This is a genomic window from uncultured Ruminococcus sp., from assembly GCF_937915125.1.
Taxonomy (GTDB): Bacteria; Bacillota; Clostridia; order Oscillospirales; family Ruminococcaceae; genus Ruminococcus_C.
Window position 1 is genome coordinate 1 of the sequence record NZ_CALDMP010000042.1, and the last position, 15,293, is coordinate 15,293.

A 15,293-nucleotide genomic window follows, 5' to 3' on the forward strand; every position below is an offset into this window, starting at 1 on the left:
ATATGCAAGCATATGACGTGCAAAGCCGTCAGGCGCTCTTTGTGCGGTGTTGCCATAGGATAACACCGGACAAAGAGCACGGTGTCTTTGCACGGTATTGCCATAAAAATAAGTTGACTTTTCCGTTACTTTCCATTATAATATTATCTGGAGTTATGTAACTCAATCTGTGATAATTGGAAAGGTGTATGTGTATGGAAAAGAAACAGGGAAGAACACCAGTGAAGGTGTCCGTCTCACCATGGAAGCTGACACTTCCTGGAAAAATTCTGGTGCTTTGTATCTGCTTGCTTCCGTTTTTGACAAGACGGATGGAACTTACGGTTTCAGAGGCGGTACGGAATGCGTATTATCTCAGCGCAGGAATGATAGGTGATTTTGAACAGTATTGCCGGGAAATCGGTCTGCTGGTGATTGCTGTCGCTGCTGTCATCTGGTTTTGTTTTGAAAGGCTGACCGTGCGGCCCAGACGTGCTTTGCCTGTGACGAGGATCACAGTGGTGATGTTCCTTTTCCTGGGACTTTATCTGTTGCTGGGTCTGCTCTCATCGCTTCTGTCGGAGCATCGCTCTGAGACGTGGCTTGGCATTTATATGCTGTACGAGGGATATTTTGCCCTGGTGGGCTATGCTGTGATCTTTGCAGCTGCATGGTACTGGATCGACCGGGAAGAAGTGGTGCAGTTCGTGAAAAACTGCCTGACCGGTCTTGCCATCGTCATTGGCGTTCTGGCACTTCTGGAGCGAACTGGGATTTGTTATTACAACAATTATCTGGTGCAGCTTCTGGGGAATCTGGGCGGCTCTGTGGGCGTTGGCGATGCTGTTGTGCTGACCTTCGGCAATGCAGACTATATGGGTATGTTTTGTGCCATGCTGCTGCCGCTGATGGTTTCCATGATCTCTTTTGAAGCATCGACAAAGCGGATGCTGGTGCAGATCACAGCGGCAGTACTCCTTGGCACAGCGTTGCTGCTGACAAAGGTTATGAATGCCATTTTGCTGGGATTCGGCATGACATTGATTCTGCTGATGGTGTGGGCTTTTCATACGAATTGGAAACGTACAGCAAAACTCAGCTTTTGCGGTGTGACGATTGCTGCGGTGATTGCCGGCGGATGCGGATTTATTGGCACAAGAAGCGGTGATACATTGTCAGAAAAGCTGCGGCATACCATGATCGGCATGGAACAGGAGGATACCTTCCAGCTGCTTTCCATTGACCTGGATGGGAATACTGTTATCCTGGAAAATGCAGATACTGTATTTGCGGCAGAGGCGTCAGGAGAGACCCTTTCCGCAGACAATCTGACTTTCCGCTATAATGGGACAATTGTAGAACCTCAGGTGCATGAGGAAGGCTTGTGCAGTTTTTCTGAACCAGCATTGGAACACTGTCAGGTACAGATTCTGACAGATCGGCTGCAATTTCAGTTGGGCTATGCAACGCCGGTGGAGACTGTGCGTGAATCGGATGGCTGGCATGTGATCAGCATCGGCGGTGACATTCTGAAAGATGTGCCCAAGGTCAGTGATTCCAGAGCACTTCAAATGTGCTATCCCTATCTGAACGGACGTGTCTTTGTCTGGGCGAATACGATCTCTGCACTAAAAGACTGCTGGCTGGTGGGACATGGTGCAGCCACCACCATCTTCTATTTGAATCAGGAAGATCTCCCGGCACTTCTGAATATTTTTGGTACTTATGTTTTGTATAACAAACCCCACAGCTGGTATCTCCAGATCGCTCAGGACACCGGGATCCTTTCCCTGATCATGATATTGGGAATGCTTGTTCTGTTTGCAGTCTGCGGATTCTGCAAAAGCTTTTCAAAACGGTCAGAATGGAATGTCTTTCGTACAGGTCTGTTCTTCTCCGTTCTGACATATTGTCTGACGGCGATGCTCAATGACAGTCTGGTATATCATGCCCCCATGTTCTGGTTCCTTTTGGGTATGGGATTTCGTGACATGACTTCTGGCATCGTACAGGAGAAAAAGACCGATCTCTGAATGAGAAAAGAGGTTGTTTTTATGAAGAATATCACAAAGTTAACGGGAATTGTACTGGCAGCTGTTATGACAGCGGTATCTCTTCCGCTGGATGCAGTCTATGCAGAAAACCCGGCAGCAGACAACTATGAGATGTCTATTTTAACTCCAGATACAAGAAAAGATGTTGTGACGATTTCTTCGCTGGACACAGCTGAAAAAGACGTGACACTTACAGTTGGTGTTTATATTACATCAGAGCAGTGGAGTACAGATGATTATATTGAAATTGCATCAGTCAACTGGGCGACAAGTGATCCATCCCATATTTCTTTTGGCAATATTCTGGATCTGATCGCTACCCAGGATCAGCGCTCCATTCCCTTCAGCGGCGGTACATTCCTTTCCCGCTATGCTCCGTACTGTCTGCTCAATGCCGTAGAAAGCAAAAAGTATGGACTCCGGGAACTGAGCCGTCCCATCAGCGTTACAACAACGGAGTTGGCATATGACCCTGTTTTTGGCGCTGAAATCTACCAGGCAGGGGAAAATCAGGTACAGTTTTCCTTCTCTTATTACGAATCTTATGAGGACGTAGAAGCCGATGTGGCGGAGAATTCCAAGAGCCGGATGAAGAAAAAGGATTGTCTGTGTGATGTGAAATATAACAGTGATGGTTCTGCCTATTATGAATATGATTATTTGCGGCAGGACACCTATGAAATGGACACAGCAATCGGCTATCTGCCGGAATACGATCCGTCTCTGCCTGTTGGGGAAATCGTTCCCGGCACAGCTGATTATTTCCTGTGGATGTACAGCGGTTCTTCTCCCACCAGCTTTTTCGGAAGCTCATCTGACGAATTCCCCCTTGTTACATTTGATATTACGATAGAACAGGGGACACCATCCGGCATGTACACAGTGGATTTTCCCACAGATACATATAAGACATTTCTGTCCGGAAAGGAATCCAAGCTGCACATGCCTGCATCCACAAATGGTTTTACCATTATTGTGGACGACAATGCGCCTCGCATGACAGAGCCGCCGGTGACAACAACGCTGCCGGAGACCACCACAACAACAGTCAACGAAAGTACAACGGTTACATCTGAGACGACGTCTACTGCTTCTTCCAGCGTTCAAACAACAAATCATACGGTTCAGACGCAGACCACTACCGTGAAAAAGTTGCAGCCTGTATTTCTCAATTCCAGTGAGACCATATACGTGGACGAGCTGTTTCAGCTGGATCTATTCAACACCTCTTCTGACGATCAGATCGCATGGATCTCAGCAGATCAGTCTACTGTTGTTGTAGAGGATACCTTAGGCTCCATTTCATGGCTTCTTGGAAAAAAGCCCGGTGTGACAACTGTGTACGCTGTTGTAGGCGGTAAAGCGATTCCTTGTGAGATTACAGTGTTGGAACGTGATGTGCCGCTGTTGTATGGTGATTTGAATCAGGACAACAAAGTTGAACTGGATGATCTGATCTATCTGTTTAAATACGTGACAGGAAGCGTCAAGCTGGACTATTATGGCAGACGCAACGCAGACTGTAATGCGGACACCATTGTCAACGGGGCGGATGCTATTGTTCTGCAAAAGTTTTTGGTACGGAGGCTGACTGAACTTCCGTTTCGTCAGGAATAACAGAAAATATAAAGAGCCCTCTAAATACCTCAAATCTGTCAACGGGTGAGTGGGTTTTTAGAGGTAACTAAAAAGAATCCGCCGGTTCTGTTAAATTCAGACAGAACCGGCGGATTTGGTTTATTTTGTTTTTTTCGGAATGGCAGATCCGATTGCCATGCCCAGGCACATCTCAACACACATGCCTATTGCCATGTTGTCAAAGAGTAGTGAACTAAGCGCCATGCCGATGCCGAGACCCAGACACATGCCTTCGACAAGGAAGTTGGATTCCTTCTCCGACTCAGAGGAGTCCGTGTCCTGGATCTCCTCTTGTTCGTCTTTTTCTTGTTCCATGGAAAGCTCCTTATACACTCAGCTTTTTCTCGATCATCCAGGTGGTGAGCAGATAGCCGCCCACACCGAAGATCAAGCTAATGAGCATTGTGGGAAGGTACATTGCCGGGTGGAAGAAGGTGTGGAGAAATTCTTGAATCATCTGCGCAGAGGAAAATGAAACTTCACTTTCCAGCATGCCGTCTGGTGCGGTCCACAAGCTGATAAATCCGGCAAGAGAACTGATAGCGTTGGTAATCACGAACCAGAGAATGATGCCCAGGATCGTGCGCCCTTTCTGCTGACCCATAACGGTTTTCAGCATGACAATGACCACATATGCAATGATAACATTAAACAGGAACGAAATGACAGAGCTGAATATGTACATGCAAAGGCCGAAGATGTTATAGCTATTGAAAATGGCATCTTTCAGACCAGCTTCTGTAACGCTGGAATCAATCAGAGAAATCAGCGAAACAATGGTCATGCCAGATTCTTTCAAAAACAGAATGACATCCAGACCGATCAGCAGGAAAAACAGAATGGAAACGCCCAGCAGAGCGAAAAGCGTCATGAGCAGCTTTGCACCCACGATTTGTGCAGCACTGCGCGGTGTAGAGAAGAGCAGATAGCCCGGCTTTTTGGAAATGTCATCATTGAACATAATGACACCGTACAGGAGCACTGCGGTAGTTCCCAGGCATAGACAGAGAATACCGCCGATTAAGCCAATGGTAAACAATGGCTTGATATCGAAGCCCCATCCGATCAGATAAAGTATTTCAACAAAGAACGTGATCGCCGCAATTCCCAGAAAGATCATTCTGGAACGGCGGAATTCATATTTCAATAACGTACCCATAATCATAGTCTCCTTTTATTGTGTTAAAATTTCGGTGCAGTCGGCGGATATTGAGATGCAAAACGTTCCCGATAGAGATCAGAAATGGATTTGCCGTACTGCGTGCGGATATCCTCCAGTTCTCCCTCCATGACCAGACTGCCGTTTTCCATCATGACAATATGATCCACAATCGGCTCCAGCTCGTCAAACAAGTGGCTGGAAATGAGAATCGTTGCGTCCGGATTGGCGGCACGCAGAATGCTCTGGATGATCTGGTCACGACCGATGAGGTCGATGCCGTTCAGCGGTTCGTCCAGCATACAAACCTCAGCATTTCTTGCCAGCGTTGCGGCAATTTTCAACTTTGCTGCCATACCAGAGGACAACGCACGCACCTTCAGATCCGGCGTCAGTTCCATAAATTGCAGCAATGTCGCAAATTTCGACGCGTCAAAATCTTCAAAAAAGTCCGCATAGAACTGCCCCACGTCCTGGATCTTCATATAGTCGTAGTAGAATGGTTCTGTGCACATGTAGGAAATGTGCTTTTTTGTCTCCACGCCGATGGGCATGTCACGGTAGGTGACAGTGCCCGTTGTGGGTTTTACCAGTCCGGCAGCTGCCTTCATCATGGTGCTTTTTCCGCTGCCGTTCGGTCCCACGAGAGCATAAACGTGTCCCGGGAGGAAAGAAAGGCTAAGGTCGTTCAGTGCCTTTTTTCCGCCGTAAATTTTTGTAACGTGTTCAAATTTCAGCATATGTCTCCCTCTTTCTTTTCTTGTGTCTGCGTTTCCAGCAGTGCAATGATTTCTTCTTTGGAAAAATGATAGGTTTTCATTTGTGCAATATAATTTGCACTCAGCCGCTCGCCGATCTCTTGACGAAGCCGTTCCGGCAGTCCGGGATCTTCCACAATAAAGGTGCCGATACCTCGCTTTGCATAGGAGATCCTGTCGGTTTCCAGCTGGCGGTAGATCCGCTGTACGGTGTTTGGATTGACCTGATAGGACATGGCCAGTTCCGCATTGGATGGCAGTTTATCTCCCGGTTTTAGTTCGCCGATGACGATCCGTCGCTTCAGATCTTCTGCAATTTGCAGATAAATGGGATAATTTGCCTGAAAATCCATTGCGTCTCCTCCTTTCCTGCGTATTGTATTTTTAGATTGCTAGTGCACTAGCTATATAGTACACTATTTTTCTCCGTTTGTCAAGGGGTTTTTGAAAAATATTTTTGCTGCCATGAAAGAACCAAGGGCAATACCACACAATTTTTGTGCAGTGTTGCCCAAAATCACAATAAAAAAACGCCTTCTCCGTAATGGAAAAGGCGGTCATTCAATATTCTTGGCGTTGTGGTTATACTGCAATTTTGTCGATTTTGTTTTGCGGATTAGTATGAATAGTGGCTGTACGCTTCACCCAGAGAAACACCGGCAACAACAAAAATCAGAATGCAGATAATCACGGCAATTACAACCATAATAATCTGTGCGAGAATCCAGTTTTTCAGCGTCTTATTCTGAGATGAGCACAGAATCGCAATGAGAGCGATAATGTTCACCACGGGAATGGAGAACAGCAGGAAATAGCCGATCCAACCCAGAATAGAAACAGGCTTTTCGCCCTGCTGATAAATCGTGGTCTGCTGCACGGGCGGTGCCTGATAATAAGTCTGGGGTTGAGGCGGCGGTGTCTGCTGCGGCTGGGGTGCCGGCTGCTGAAGCTGCGCACCACATTGGCTGCAAAACTGGGTGTTGTCGTCATTCACTGCGCCGCAGTGACTGCATGTTGTAGACATAATAACATCCTCCTATGTATCATAATATGACTATTATAACATAGAATTTGTCAAATTTCAAGTTTTTTTGAAAAATTTACGCGAGAAATGCTGAAAATGCCAATCTGTTCTCCTCAATCATGCCGTTGTTCTGTATTCCCAAAGGTCTCACAAAATCGTGCAGCAAACGCTGGTTCTTCACCGTTAGCATAAAGGTGCGCCGTATCTCCGAATGCATTCATCCGGAATAGTGCCACGCCCTCCCGGCGTTCCTCAGAAATGAGTGAAGTGACTGAAGTGGGCGCTGCACAGCATCCGTGCCAGAGAATCATGGGTGAAACGCCCAGCAGATGAGACAGCATGATGCAGGTGACGCCGAAATGACAGAAAAAGACTATGGTATCCTCGTTTGGGGAGACAGCTTCATAATAATTCCCTTTGCGCACATAGCCGTGCCGCTCCAGAATACTGTCCACTCCGTCCCAGACACGCTTTGCCTCTTCTATAACATGCCCCTGCAACATGGGGAGCGTTTCTGCCCAGCGTGTTTTGTCGTAATATTTCGGCTCTGTAGTCCAGTCTGCCGGCAGCTGATCCCATGGAATGCGCAGCTCCCCCGTGTGAAAATCCGGAATGGGCGCATGGAATTCCCGGAGCCAGGGCAATTCCTCAGCATTCCGTCCCATTGCTTTCAGGGTCAGCGAAGCTGTATCCTTTGCCCGTCCCAGCGGAGAGACATAGAACGCTTTTACATCCAGCCGGGAAATGCGTTCTGCGAGAAGCTTTGCCTCACGCCAGCCTTTTTCAGTCAGAGAATCTATGTCATAATCGGGGTCGCCGTGCCGGATAAACAGGATCTTCATAGAGTGCATCTCCTTAGTTCTGTTCGATAACCACTGCCTGATAACCCATAGCTGCATAGCGTGCATCGACCACAGCACGAGAATAGGCTTTCAGACCATTGCTATTATATGGGTCGTTCATGTAATAATAGTTATTGTCATAGCCCACCAGTACCAGGCAATGCTCATGACGTTTCCAGGTGAAAAGCCCGCCGGTTTCCGGTACGATCCACTGTGTTCCATTGTCCGGCACCATCATGTTGATGGTCGCCCAAATAGCAACCGGTGTGCCGTTGTCAATATAATCCGTCAAGAGCCTGGACATAGATGTACCAGTGATATTTTTCGCAACATCTCCGCCGGTGAGAACACGGTTCAGCGCATTGGTAATAACAGGTGCATAACAGCCGTATCCATGGGAAGAACGGGGATCACCAATGAATGCCTTGTTGGGATCGGGACCGTATAAAATGCCGCCTTCGTAGTAGAGATAGCCGATATCCAACGCCGTATCAATGAACGTGCCGATGCTGATAGAATAGCCAGCATCACGCAAAAGCATGACTGCGCTGGCGCTTTCGCATCCCGTAGGGAATCCGCTTTGGCTCAGATAGGGCGTAGACAGAACGACCTTTGTCACTGCACCGTCAGCGTTGGTAGTTATGCCGTTTTTTGTCTGACTGCGCAGAAGAACGCCGCTTTCTGGATCAAAGTAATATTTATAGCTTCCGATAGAGACAATGCCGCGGGTGTCTGTCCCATTGTCACGGAAATAATATGTGTTTCCACCGATATTCTGCCATCCCGTTGCCATAACGCCATCATCATTGAAATAATAGCGGTTTCCGTCTGCAGCAGTTTGCCATCCGGTTACCATAGAGCCATCACTGCGGAAACAGTAACGCTTTCCGCCAATGGTCTGCCAGCCAGTGTTTAGCAGTCCATCCGCACCGAAATAGTAACGTTTTCCGCTCAGATCCATCCATCCTGTTCTGGCTGAACCGTCCTCCTGGAAATAATATGTATTGTTATTCAGGTTGATCCAGCCATAGTGCATAATCCCGGTATCCGTATCAAGATAATACCATTTCCGGTCGATTTTCTGTAAGCCGAACTGCTGTGCACCGGAAGGATCAAAATAATAGGTTTCATCCTCAATTTCCGTAAATCCCACAGCCATTGCGCCGTCTGTTCCCAGGTAATAGATATTTCCGCCGATGGATTGCCATCCGGTCTGCATGGCTCCAGCTTCGGAGAAGTAGTAGGATACGCCTTTCAGAGAGAGCCAGCCTTTCTGATAGCTGCCATCATGGTAATAATAGCGGACGGTTTCATCGGGCAGTGTGCAAAAACCGGAATCAACAGCGCCGGATGTCTCCGAAAAAGGATAATATTCACCGTCAATTTGCTGTAAGCCGGTGTATTTTCCTGTTTCCGGTGATACATAATAATACTGATCATGCCAGATGACCCAGCCGTACTCCGCTTTTCCGGTGATCGGGTGAAAATAGAGCCGCTGTCCGTTGATGGTCTGCCAGCCGGTATGTATTATGCCGTCATCGTAAAACCAGTAGGGGATACCATCGATTTCATGTACACCCCCGACCATCGCCGCACCGGTTTCATCGGCATAATACAGACCGCCGGAGGCATCTGTGCGGAAAAAACCGGTCTGGAGCACACCGTCCGTATCGAAATAATACCGGGATGCTGTGCCATTTTCCTCCAGCGTAATCCAACCGACTGCTTTGCCGCTGTCTTTCTGGATATAATATCTGCCGCCATGCCAGGAAAACCAGCCGAACTGTGGCGTACCAGTTGCCGGATCGTAGTAATATCGTTTTCCGTTTACAGTCTGCCATCCGGTTTTCAGAACGCCGTCGGAAGAAAACAGATAAGGTATCCCATCAATTTCCTGATAACCAGTATACGGTGTTCCTGTTTCATCGTAATAGCGGATAGCGCCTTTTTCGGTATAATGCCAGCCGGCTTCGCCTGGTTCCGGCTCAGTTGTGTCTGTGGCTACAGGTGTTCCTGTGGCGACGGGCGTTTCAGTAGCCACCGGCGTATCTGTTGCAACAGGTGTATTTGTGGCAACCGGGACGGACACTTCTTCTGCGGAAGCCGGCGTCGTCATTAGTGCAAAGCTGACCACTGCTGCGGCAATGGTGCCAGCACCAGTGAGAGATTTCCATAAATGCTGCATATTATAAGATGTCCTTTCTACGGCGTGCATCATGGTGTGTGCAGCCGCTTTTTGATCCGCAGCGCTGCAAAATAGAATGCGGCACTGCTTTTACCCCACTTATCATTATACGCAAAAGAAAATGGTTTGTCAACGGCTGTGGAATTTTCGTGTTTTTGCCTAAAATTTACGAGAAAACGTGTGTTTTTTTGAAATAAGGAACTTTCGAATTCAAATTTGAGGTTTCAATACTTTTACGAAGCGAACATCAGCATTCCTAAATTCCTCATTACAAATTGAAAAACAAACATATGTCTTGACAATCCCTTTTCTTTTTGGTATGATACTAGAGGACAGTATTCCCCCAGTGGAAATTGTACTATTTTTTGCGCAGCTGTCATACCGGCAGCTGTACAGGAGGAATTGAATATGAAACAAACGGTACAGACGCTTCAGGCAAAGAAACAGCAGGGAGAAAAGATCGCAATGCTCACCTGCTATGACTATTCCACAGCAAAACTGATGGATGCCGCCGGACTGGATATGCTGTTGGTGGGAGATTCTTTGGGCAATGTGATCCTCGGCTATGAGGATACCATTTCCGTCACTATGGAGGATATGATCCACCATACAGCAGCAGTTGCAAGAGGAACAAAAAATGCCCTCGTTGTTGCGGATATGCCGTTTTTGTCATACCAGACCTCGGTCTACGATGCCGTGGTCAACGCCGGTCGGCTCATGAAAGAGGGCAGAGCCGGTGCGGTGAAGCTGGAAGGCGGCGAAGTGGTCTGCGAACAGATCCGTGCCATCGTGAACGCTTCGATCCCCGTGGTTGCCCATCTGGGCATGACACCCCAGTCCGTCAATACTCTGGGCGGCTTCAAGGTTCAGGGAAAATCCCTGGATGCAGCACGTAAGCTTCTTTCCGATGCAAAAGCCGTGGAAGAAGCCGGCGCTTTTGCCGTAGTGCTGGAATGCGTTCCGGCAAAGCTGGCAGAGCTGGTCTCCAGAAAACTGTCCATTCCTACTATTGGTATCGGTGCAGGGGCAGGCTGTGACGGACAGGTGCTGGTATATCAGGATATGCTGGGGATGTTTTCGGACTATTGCCCGAAATTCGTCCGGAAATTCGCCGATGTGGGTACTGTGATGCGGGATGCATTTGCACTGTATCAGGAAGAACTGCAAAAGGGCAATTTCCCGTCGCAGGAACATACCTTTTCGATTTCAGATGAAGTGATGGCACAGTTGGAACAGGAGGTTGAATGATCATGAATATAGTAGAAACCGTTGCAGAAGTACGGAACCAGGTAAAAGCATGGCGCAAGGAAGGGCTGACCGTAGGACTGGTGCCTACTATGGGCTATCTTCACGAGGGACACCAGAGTCTTATCGCTCGTGCCTGTCAGGAAAATGACCGTGTTGTCGTCAGCGTGTTTGTGAATCCCACTCAGTTCGGTCCTAACGAAGATCTTGCCAGCTATCCCAGAGATTTACAACATGATGCGGCACTTTGCGAAAGCACAGGGGCAGATCTGATCTTTCACCCCACGCCGGAGGAAATGTATCCTAAGGGCTTTTGCAGCTTTGTGGATATGGATGTGCTCACAAAGGAACTGTGCGGACTGAGTCGTCCGGTACATTTCCGGGGTGTCTGCACAGTGGTTTCCAAGCTGTTCCATATTGTCCAGCCGGATCGTGCCTATTTCGGCGAAAAGGATGCACAACAGCTGGCAGTGATCCGTCGCATGGTGCTGGATCTGAATATGGATATTGAGATCGTGGGCTGTCCCATTGTCCGGGAGGCAGACGGACTTGCCAAAAGCTCCCGCAATACCTACCTCAGTCCGGAGGAACGCAAGGCGGCATTGGTACTCAGCCGGAGTATATTTGTCGGAAAAGAACTGGCGGAACAGGGCGAGACGGATGCGAAAAAGCTGGTACAGAAAATGACAGAGATCATCGAAGCCGAGCCACTGGCGAAAATTGATTATGTGAAAGTGGTTGACCTCATGACCATGCAACAGATCGAAACACTTGATCGTCCTTTTCTGGCGGCAATGGCTGTGTATATCGGCAAGACCCGACTCATTGATAACTTTATGATGCAGGCAGGAGGTGCTGTGCAGTGACCATCACGATGCTCAAAGGGAAAATTCATCGTGCCACAGTGACCCAGGCAGAGCTGAATTATGTGGGCAGTATTACCGTAGATGCAGACCTGCTGGATGCCGCCGGGATTCTGGAGTATGAAGCGGTGCAGGTGGTCAATATTGCCAACGGCAACCGCTTTATGACCTATACCATTGCCGGAGAACGGGGCAGCGGTGTCATTTGTCTCAACGGTGCGGCTGCACGTCAGGCGCAGACCGGGGACAAGGTGATCCTCATGGCATATGCACAAGTAACCCCCGAAGAGGCAGCGCAGATGCAGCCCCGTGTGGTGCTGGTGGATGACAACAATGCCGTGCGGCAGATCTCCCATTACGAGAAGCACGGCGAACTGGCGTGAGGTGAGCAGATGCTGCAGGGAAAAACCGTGATTCTCGGCGTGACGGGCAGTATTGCCGCCTATAAGATCGCCACGCTGGCAAGCAGTCTGGTGAAGCTTCATGCGGATGTGCACGTCATTATGACCCAGAACGCCACTCATTTTATCACGCCCATTACCTTCGAGACACTGACGGGAAACAAGTGTCTGGTGGATACTTTTGACCGGAATTTCCAGTTTCATGTGGCGCATGTGAGTCTGGCGCAGCGTGCGGATATCATGCTGATTGCGCCTGCTTCGGCTAATGTCATCGGCAAGATTGCAAACGGCATTGCAGATGATATGCTGACCACGACGGTAATGGCATGTACTGCGCCGGTGCTGATTTCGCCGGCGATGAATACCCATATGTACGAAAATCCCATTGTCCAGGACAATCTGGACAAGCTGCGCCGATTCGGGTATACGGTGATCGAACCGGCAGTGGGGATGCTTGCCTGTCGGGATGTGGGTGCCGGAAAAATGCCGGAACCAGAAGTACTGCTGGACTATATTCTCCGGGAGATCGCCTGTGAAAAGGATCTGAAAGGGAAAAAGCTTCTGGTGACGGCAGGACCGACCCAGGAGGCACTGGATCCGGTGCGGTATCTGACAAACCATTCCACCGGAAAAATGGGCTATGCCATTGCACGGCGTGCTATGCTGCGCGGTGCAGAAGTGACCCTTGTGACGGGGCCGACTTCGCTGGCGCCGCCGCCTTTTGTGGAGGTCGTGCCTGTGACTTCGGCAGCGGAAATGTTTGACGCAGTGACTTCCCGTGCGCCGGATCAGGATGCGATTATTAAATCCGCAGCGGTTGCAGATTATCGCCCGGCGGAAATTGCATCGGAAAAGCAGAAAAAACATGATGGGGAAATGCAGATTCCTCTGACAAGGACGCAGGATATTCTGGCTTATCTGGGCGAGCATAAACGGGATGGGCAATTCCTCTGCGGCTTTTCTATGGAGACCCAGAATATGCTGGAGAATTCCAGAGAAAAGCTGAAACGAAAGCATCTCGATATGATCTGCGCCAACAATCTCAAGGTATCCGGTGCCGGTTTCGGGACAGACACTAATGTGGTGACACTGATTCAAAAGGACAGCGAACGGGAATTGCCCCTGCTGTCGAAAGAAGCCGTAGGAGATGCCATCTTAGATGTGATCCGAGACTTCTGGCACAATGCCTGATATAATACGAAAACGGACAGTTTCAAGGGATTTCCCCGAAGCTGTCCGTTTTTTTCATGTGGTTTTATACAGATTTCAGACGGTTGACAATAAAGCTGTGCACCTGATCCGGTTTGATGTCCAGGACAATGCCAAATTCCTGATACATCCGGGATTCCGCAGCGTGCATTGCCGCTTCGTCTGCTGCAGCCAGTTTGTGACCGGTACTGCGTTTGCGTTCCTGCTGCTGATGCAGGGTGCGCATCATCTGAATCATTTCCCGGTAATCATCGCTGTGGAGAATGGACTGAAAGATGCCCCGGCGTTCCCGGCTGTCACTGCACCATTCCTGTTCGGTTCCCTTTGCCATTTCGTCAATAAGGCTGTAGATCTGATCCTTTGTCAGAAGGCGTCGCAGCCGTTCTGGTGCACGTTCCACAGGCACATAATATGTAGAGTGAGAACCGTCCATGGGACGCAGCTTGTAGTAAGCTTCTTCGTGTTCTCCGTCAAAGGAACGGTTTTCAAGGGCGACAACCTGGCACACGCCGGAGCTGCCGTAGGAAACATATTCATTGGGCTGAAATTTTTCGTTTGCTATACTGTGTGTCATTTCCATGGCATATTTCCTCCGTAGTATTTTTTTGCGATCCTGCGCTGTTGTTCCTCAGGCAGAGATGCCATGTGTGACTGCCAGACTGCCGCCGCTCTGCGATCCTGTGCAGGCGTTCGCCGGAAGGAACAGTCTGTTCCACAGCATCGGCAAGATTTCATCAGTTCGCAGACCGATCCCTCTGCCAGCCAGATACACTCCGTGGCTGCTTCATCCGGCGTTTGTTGTGACATTTGCATTATGACCTCCTGCCAACAGAACGCAGTGCGTTCCATATGATTTGATTCCTACATCATATTATGTTATATTATATCATATTTTTCGCGTAAATGCCAGGGGTATTTTCCACAAATGCGCTCGTGCAAAAACTGTGCAACTTGATAGAACAATGTTCAGATTTATGTTTTGAAAAATATTCCAGTTGTTCTAGTTCTGAAAAACTAAACTGCTATAATAAGACGTACCAGATCGAAAATCGTCAAAGGAGGAACTTTTACAATATGGAAGAACAAACATGCATCACAGGATACAGGAAAACAACAAATGTCAATATAGACAGCAACGAGAATCTGTGCGTGCGGATCCAACAGGGTGAAGCAAGGGCAAAGGAGCTTCTTTTATTGCAGAATGAAGGCATGATCCATACCGTGGCATGGCGTGAACGGCGGCGCTATGCCTATCTGTCCCTGGAACTGGAGGATCTTTGGGCAGCCGGACAGATCGGACTGCTTCGTGCAGCGAACATGTTCCGTGTGGAAACAGGAAATCAGTTCGCCACATATGCATGGCTCCACGTGCGTCAGGCGGTACAGCGTGAGATCATGAACGGCGGAACGACCATCCGTATCCCGGTGCATCTCCACGACCGTATGCACAAACTGTCCATCTATCGGGAACCCTTTACCATGGTCAATTATCAGGCATTGGCTCAGCGGGTAACAGAAGAAGAGCCAGAGGGACATGGCGTGACAGAAGAGGAAGTCAGAGAATATCTCTGCAAGGTGGAACCCCTTTCTACCATGCGCAGTCTCAATGAGACGCTGACATTGGACGGAGAAACGGAACGGCAGGAGATGCTTGCAGACCCGGAGGAACAGACGCCGGATGAGATCGTCAGCAGTCGTATCCTTCTGGAGCAGTGCCTGGCGCAGCTTTCCGGCAGGGAACGGGATGTGATTGCCATGCGCTATGGGCTGGACGGCTATCCGGAGCTGACTCTGGTGCAGGTGGGCGAACGGCTCCAGGTGACAAAAGAACGTGTTCGCCAGCTGGAACAGCGTGCCATTAAAAAAATGCGTGCATGGAGCGGAAACGGGAATAAATGATGCGGTACACTTATGGCAACACCGCACAAAGAGCATC

The 15,293-nt window shown here is 48.9% G+C and carries 16 protein-coding genes; 7 read left to right on the forward strand and 9 right to left on the reverse strand.

Annotated elements, in window-relative coordinates; genetic code table 11:
- The first annotated feature begins 194 nt into the window (after nucleotides 1–194).
- Entirely contained in the window at nucleotides 195–2,012 is a 1,818-nt protein-coding gene (locus Q0418_RS04450) for an O-antigen ligase family protein (protein WP_298482629.1), read from the forward strand.
- 21 nt (nucleotides 2,013–2,033) lie between these two features.
- Entirely contained in the window at nucleotides 2,034–3,650 is a 1,617-nt protein-coding gene (locus Q0418_RS04455) for a dockerin type I repeat-containing protein (protein WP_298482631.1), read from the forward strand.
- A gap of 120 nt (nucleotides 3,651–3,770) precedes the next feature.
- On the opposite strand, the gene Q0418_RS04460 is transcribed toward Q0418_RS04455, so the two are convergent.
- The 7 genes from Q0418_RS04460 to Q0418_RS04490 form a co-directional block, all read right to left on the reverse strand.
- Nucleotides 3,771–3,986: a hypothetical protein gene (locus Q0418_RS04460; protein WP_298482633.1), complete on the reverse strand. Its 216-nt coding sequence runs from the start codon at nucleotides 3,984–3,986 to the stop codon at nucleotides 3,771–3,773.
- A gap of 10 nt (nucleotides 3,987–3,996) precedes the next feature.
- The gene (locus Q0418_RS04465) at nucleotides 3,997–4,830 is read right to left on the reverse strand and encodes a hypothetical protein (protein ID WP_298482635.1); all 834 of its coding nucleotides are present in this window, start codon (nucleotides 4,828–4,830) and stop codon (nucleotides 3,997–3,999) included.
- 23 nt (nucleotides 4,831–4,853) lie between these two features.
- Nucleotides 4,854–5,570, reverse strand: a complete 717-nt coding sequence (locus Q0418_RS04470; RefSeq protein ID WP_298482637.1) for an ABC transporter ATP-binding protein — start codon at nucleotides 5,568–5,570, stop codon at nucleotides 4,854–4,856.
- Nucleotides 5,564–5,941: a GntR family transcriptional regulator gene (locus Q0418_RS04475; protein ID WP_298482638.1), complete on the reverse strand. Its 378-nt coding sequence runs from the start codon at nucleotides 5,939–5,941 to the stop codon at nucleotides 5,564–5,566. The genes Q0418_RS04470 and Q0418_RS04475 overlap by 7 nt, the downstream gene beginning before the upstream one ends.
- A 263-nt stretch (nucleotides 5,942–6,204) precedes the next feature.
- Nucleotides 6,205–6,612, reverse strand: coding sequence for a zinc ribbon domain-containing protein (locus Q0418_RS04480; RefSeq protein WP_298482639.1), 408 nt, complete (start codon nucleotides 6,610–6,612; stop codon nucleotides 6,205–6,207).
- 113 nt (nucleotides 6,613–6,725) lie between these two features.
- Nucleotides 6,726–7,454 (reverse strand): histidine phosphatase family protein, encoded by a 729-nt coding sequence (locus Q0418_RS04485; protein WP_298482641.1) that lies wholly within the window; start codon nucleotides 7,452–7,454, stop codon nucleotides 6,726–6,728.
- A gap of 13 nt (nucleotides 7,455–7,467) precedes the next feature.
- A complete protein-coding gene (locus tag Q0418_RS04490; RefSeq protein ID WP_298482642.1) occupies nucleotides 7,468–9,639 on the reverse strand; it encodes a C39 family peptidase in 2,172 nt (723 codons plus the stop codon).
- 408 nt (nucleotides 9,640–10,047) lie between these two features.
- On the opposite strand from Q0418_RS04490, the gene panB reads away from it, so the two are divergent.
- From panB to coaBC, 4 genes are read left to right on the forward strand one after another with little or no spacing between them, the layout of a single operon-like run.
- The gene (panB, locus tag Q0418_RS04495) at nucleotides 10,048–10,887 is read left to right on the forward strand and encodes a 3-methyl-2-oxobutanoate hydroxymethyltransferase (protein ID WP_298482644.1); all 840 of its coding nucleotides are present in this window, start codon (nucleotides 10,048–10,050) and stop codon (nucleotides 10,885–10,887) included.
- 2 nt (nucleotides 10,888–10,889) lie between these two features.
- Nucleotides 10,890–11,750 carry a pantoate--beta-alanine ligase gene (gene panC / locus Q0418_RS04500; protein ID WP_298482646.1) on the forward strand — a complete coding sequence of 287 codons (861 nt, stop codon included), beginning with the start codon at nucleotides 10,890–10,892 and terminating at the stop codon, nucleotides 11,748–11,750.
- Nucleotides 11,747–12,130, forward strand: a complete 384-nt coding sequence (panD, locus tag Q0418_RS04505; protein WP_298482648.1) for an aspartate 1-decarboxylase — start codon at nucleotides 11,747–11,749, stop codon at nucleotides 12,128–12,130. The genes panC and panD overlap by 4 nt, the downstream gene beginning before the upstream one ends.
- 9 nt (nucleotides 12,131–12,139) lie before the next feature.
- Nucleotides 12,140–13,339 (forward strand): bifunctional phosphopantothenoylcysteine decarboxylase/phosphopantothenate--cysteine ligase CoaBC, encoded by a 1,200-nt coding sequence (coaBC, locus tag Q0418_RS04510; RefSeq protein WP_298482650.1) that lies wholly within the window; start codon nucleotides 12,140–12,142, stop codon nucleotides 13,337–13,339.
- Nucleotides 13,340–13,403: 64 nt separating this feature from the next.
- On the opposite strand, the gene Q0418_RS04515 is transcribed toward coaBC, so the two are convergent.
- On the reverse strand, nucleotides 13,404–13,937 hold the full coding sequence (locus Q0418_RS04515; RefSeq protein WP_298482652.1) for a CarD family transcriptional regulator: 534 nt from the start codon (nucleotides 13,935–13,937) through the stop codon (nucleotides 13,404–13,406).
- Entirely contained in the window at nucleotides 13,928–14,164 is a 237-nt protein-coding gene (locus Q0418_RS04520; protein ID WP_298482654.1) for a hypothetical protein, read from the reverse strand. The genes Q0418_RS04515 and Q0418_RS04520 overlap by 10 nt, the downstream gene beginning before the upstream one ends.
- 267 nt (nucleotides 14,165–14,431) lie before the next feature.
- On the opposite strand from Q0418_RS04520, the gene Q0418_RS04525 reads away from it, so the two are divergent.
- The gene (locus Q0418_RS04525; protein ID WP_298482656.1) at nucleotides 14,432–15,256 is read left to right on the forward strand and encodes a sigma-70 family RNA polymerase sigma factor; all 825 of its coding nucleotides are present in this window, start codon (nucleotides 14,432–14,434) and stop codon (nucleotides 15,254–15,256) included.
- Nucleotides 15,257–15,293: the final 37 nt, after the last annotated feature.

What these genes read in the sequence shown, in the direction of transcription:
- Q0418_RS04480 (WP_298482639.1), bottom strand. Translation starts at nt 6,612, where the DNA reads ATGTCTACAACATGCAGTCACTGCGGCGCAGTGAATGACGACAACACC.
- Q0418_RS04450 (WP_298482629.1), top strand. Translation starts at nt 195, where the DNA reads ATGGAAAAGAAACAGGGAAGAACACCAGTGAAGGTGTCCGTCTCACCA.
- Q0418_RS04485 (WP_298482641.1), bottom strand. Translation starts at nt 7,454, where the DNA reads ATGAAGATCCTGTTTATCCGGCACGGCGACCCCGATTATGACATAGAT.
- Q0418_RS04490 (WP_298482642.1), bottom strand. Translation starts at nt 9,639, where the DNA reads ATGCAGCATTTATGGAAATCTCTCACTGGTGCTGGCACCATTGCCGCA.
- panB (WP_298482644.1), top strand. Translation starts at nt 10,048, where the DNA reads ATGAAACAAACGGTACAGACGCTTCAGGCAAAGAAACAGCAGGGAGAA.
- Q0418_RS04460 (WP_298482633.1), bottom strand. Translation starts at nt 3,986, where the DNA reads ATGGAACAAGAAAAAGACGAACAAGAGGAGATCCAGGACACGGACTCC.
- Q0418_RS04520 (WP_298482654.1), bottom strand. Translation starts at nt 14,164, where the DNA reads ATGTCACAACAAACGCCGGATGAAGCAGCCACGGAGTGTATCTGGCTG.
- Q0418_RS04525 (WP_298482656.1), top strand. Translation starts at nt 14,432, where the DNA reads ATGGAAGAACAAACATGCATCACAGGATACAGGAAAACAACAAATGTC.
- panC (WP_298482646.1), top strand. Translation starts at nt 10,890, where the DNA reads ATGAATATAGTAGAAACCGTTGCAGAAGTACGGAACCAGGTAAAAGCA.
- Q0418_RS04465 (WP_298482635.1), bottom strand. Translation starts at nt 4,830, where the DNA reads ATGGGTACGTTATTGAAATATGAATTCCGCCGTTCCAGAATGATCTTT.
- Q0418_RS04470 (WP_298482637.1), bottom strand. Translation starts at nt 5,570, where the DNA reads ATGCTGAAATTTGAACACGTTACAAAAATTTACGGCGGAAAAAAGGCA.
- Q0418_RS04455 (WP_298482631.1), top strand. Translation starts at nt 2,034, where the DNA reads ATGAAGAATATCACAAAGTTAACGGGAATTGTACTGGCAGCTGTTATG.
- coaBC (WP_298482650.1), top strand. Translation starts at nt 12,140, where the DNA reads ATGCTGCAGGGAAAAACCGTGATTCTCGGCGTGACGGGCAGTATTGCC.
- Q0418_RS04515 (WP_298482652.1), bottom strand. Translation starts at nt 13,937, where the DNA reads ATGGAAATGACACACAGTATAGCAAACGAAAAATTTCAGCCCAATGAA.
- Q0418_RS04475 (WP_298482638.1), bottom strand. Translation starts at nt 5,941, where the DNA reads ATGGATTTTCAGGCAAATTATCCCATTTATCTGCAAATTGCAGAAGAT.